Origin of the sequence: Nostoc cf. edaphicum LEGE 07299 (assembly GCF_015207245.1) — a bacterium.
GTDB classification, from domain to species: domain Bacteria; phylum Cyanobacteriota; class Cyanobacteriia; order Cyanobacteriales; family Nostocaceae; genus Nostoc; species Nostoc edaphicum_B.
Genome location: NZ_JADEXF010000846.1, coordinates 1 through 2,968 on the forward strand (window position 1 = coordinate 1; position 2,968 = coordinate 2,968).

General features: G+C 43.3%; 3 protein-coding genes and 1 tRNA gene. 1 reads left to right on the forward strand and 3 read right to left on the reverse strand.

Features of this window, described 5'->3' with window-relative positions:
* Positions 1-125 precede the first annotated feature (125 nt).
* The 3 genes from IQ229_RS21560 to psbZ form a co-directional block, all read right to left on the reverse strand.
* Positions 126-197, reverse strand: a tRNA-Gly gene (locus IQ229_RS21560).
* Between the two features lie 163 nt (positions 198-360).
* Positions 361-939, reverse strand: a complete 579-nt coding sequence (gene ribH, locus IQ229_RS21565; RefSeq protein ID WP_099103015.1) for a 6,7-dimethyl-8-ribityllumazine synthase — start codon at positions 937-939, stop codon at positions 361-363.
* A 192-nt stretch (positions 940-1,131) separates the two neighbouring features.
* Positions 1,132-1,320 (reverse strand): photosystem II reaction center protein PsbZ, encoded by a 189-nt coding sequence (gene psbZ / locus IQ229_RS21570; protein WP_194047229.1) that lies wholly within the window; start codon positions 1,318-1,320, stop codon positions 1,132-1,134.
* A 221-nt stretch (positions 1,321-1,541) separates the two neighbouring features.
* Here psbZ and IQ229_RS21575 point away from each other — a divergent pair.
* On the forward strand, positions 1,542-2,968 hold a 1,427-nt coding region (locus IQ229_RS21575), incomplete at its 3' end, for a CBS domain-containing protein (RefSeq protein WP_194047239.1).

Consider the following 2,968-nt stretch of genomic DNA (forward strand, 5'->3'; position numbering starts at 1 on the left):
TTTTTATTGAACTGTAAACATTTGGAGGGCTTTACAAGGGTGTAGAACTAATCTACAAACGCTTTAACGCACCCCAAAAACACTAAACCTCTTGGAATTGTTACATTCAAGAGGTTTTAGTTGGAAGCGGGTAACGCGATTCGAACGCGCGACATTCACCTTGGCAAGGTGACGCTCTACCACTGAGCTATACCCGCGATCATCACCCAAATATTAATATCTCAGATTTATTTGTAATTGTCAACCCCTTAATTTAGTCATTGGTCATTGGTCATTAGTCAATTAGTCATTCGTCATTAGTCATTGGTCATTGGTCATTAGTGAATAACAAAGGACAAAGGACAAATGACTAATGACAGACTAGCCGAGTTCTTCTGACTCCAAAGTTAAATTGCCAACGCTGGCACTTGGAAAAGAAGGTGGCAGAGACTGGCTATTACGAGAATATGGCTCTGCCAGGTTAGAACGCAGTTGCCGCATTAGGCTAGCCATTTCTAAGGCATTCAGGGCGTAATCCCAGCCATGATTACCTTTTATGCCTGCCCGTTCTAGAGCTTGCTGCATAGTATCTACTGTCAAAATGCCAAAAATTACTGGCACTCCAGTTTGAAAACTAGCGGCGGCAATGCCTTTAGAAACCTCTGAGGATACGTAATCAAAATGGGGTGTTTGTCCTCGAATGACTGCGCCAAGACAAATTACAGCATCATAACGATGAGAAAGTGCTAATTGGCGAGCGACTAAAGGTACCTCAAAACTTCCCGGAACCCAAACATAGTCCACCTGATTACCTTGGGGATTAGGGTCTACACCGTGGCGTTTTAAACAATCTTGACATCCCTCTAGCAGCTTTCCGGTAACGAGGTCATTGAATCGACCAATCACCACTGCAAACCGCAAAGGCTCCGTTTGGGTAAAAGTTCCCTCGAAAACTGCCATGACTGCCTCTTTATCAACTATACTTCTGGCCAATATACATTTCTTATTTAAATGTAGAGGAGCAGGAAAGCGCGGTCAAAATGAAGTTAGTAGGAAAAAGAAAAAATCTTTTGTTTCCCTTAACCTTTGACCTTGGCTTTTCTGCCCCTCTAGTTTTTATATTATGTGCCTGCGCCAGAGCGAAGCCGTCGCCTAAACGACAAAAAAGTTTAACAAACCAACTAAAAACACCAAACCAATCCAGACAGCAGAGCCAACCCAGAGCAGTTTTTTAGATTCATTCCAGTTTTGGGGAGTGGCATAAGCAACCGGAACGCCTACAACGAGGACAAAAGACAACACTACTAGACCTATCAAGGCAAATTGGAATATTATGGTCATTTTTGCTTCTCCCAATACAGCGAAATACTAAGGATAGAATATCCTAAAGGGCGACATTGACACTTTCTTATTATTTTTAAGCTAGCAGAAATTGCAACATTTTTGTCATTTGTCCTTTGTCTAAGCACCAATACTTCAACTACACCCTTCTCTACGAGAGGCTGCGCTCAAGACAAGCTCATTACAAGTGACTGATGACTAATGACTAATGACTCTAAACTATGGATTTAATTCTTTGCCACACAACAGCAGATTTTGACGCATTAGGAGCAGCAGTAGGGTTGACGCGCCTACTATCGGGAAGCAAGATTGTGCTAACTGGCGGCTCTCATCCTCCTGTACGGGATTTTTTAGCATTGCATCGGGATGAATATCCGCTGATTGAACGCCGTTCGGTGAATCCAGAAAAAATTCGCTCTCTGACCGTGGTGGATACACAGCAGCGCGATCGCTTGGGTAAAGCTGCTGAGTGGTTAGATTTACCTACTGTAAGAGAGATTATAGTTTATGACCATCACTTAGGACAAGAATCAGATATACCCGCCACGCGATCGCATATTGACTCAGTAGGAGCCACCACAACTTTAATCGTTGAGCAATTGCAACAACAGGAAATTTCCTTAAGTTCTGCCGAAGCAACTGTGATGGCTTTGGGTATCCACGTTGACACTGGCTCTTTGACATATGACCAGTCCACAGCACGGGATGCTTTAGCTCTGGCTTGGTTGATGCAACAAGGGGCTAGTTTATCAGTAATTTCTACTTACCGTGACCCTGGATTATCTCCGCAATTGCAGCAGCTATTAACTGAATCTCTGGAAAGTTTAGAATATTTCTGTCTACATGGATATACGGTTGCTTGGTTAACTCTGAAAACAGATGGGTTTGTGCCGGGGCTGTCGAGTCTAGCTTCGGAACTTGTAGAATTAACTGAAATTGATGCCCTACTGCTGGCTAATGAGTATCCTTTAGGTGAAGAGGATTCACGCTTAACTGTAATTGGGCGATCGCAAATTCCCAAAACGAATCTTAACCTATTATTCCAACTCTTGGGTGGTGGCGGTCACTCGCAAGCCGCATCGCTAAATTTAAGGGGAGTTGATTCGCAAGCAATATTAAAACAACTCCTTGACGGGGTAAAAGCACAAATTCCCCATCCCCCCACTGCTAGGGATTTGATGTCTTCTCCTGTCCGCACGATTCTGCCTGAAACCACAATTGCCGAAGCCCAGCGCATTTTATTACGCTATAGACACTCTGGTTTATCTGTAGTCGATACTCAAGGACAACTTGTAGGTATTATTTCGCGGCGGGATATTGATATCGCCTTACACCACGGATTTAGTCATGCGCCAGTCAAGGGCTATATGACTAAGAATCTCAAAACGATTACACCAGATACGACATTGCCAGAAATTGAGTCGGTGATGGTGACTTATGATATTGGACGCTTACCAGTATTGGAAAATGGGCAGTTACTGGGCATTGTTACCCGTACTGATGTATTACGGGAATTACATCAAGAAAGGGATGAAGACGAGGGAGGAGAGCAAAAATTCAAAATCCAAAATTCAAAATTCAAAATTCCTCTTAGCACTGAGTTGCAAAATCGCCTTGCTCCACAATTATGGCAATTACTCACCACAGC

What these genes read in the sequence shown, in the direction of transcription:
- ribH (WP_099103015.1), bottom strand. Translation starts at nt 939, where the DNA reads ATGGCAGTTTTCGAGGGAACTTTTACCCAAACGGAGCCTTTGCGGTTT.
- psbZ (WP_194047229.1), bottom strand. Translation starts at nt 1,320, where the DNA reads ATGACCATAATATTCCAATTTGCCTTGATAGGTCTAGTAGTGTTGTCT.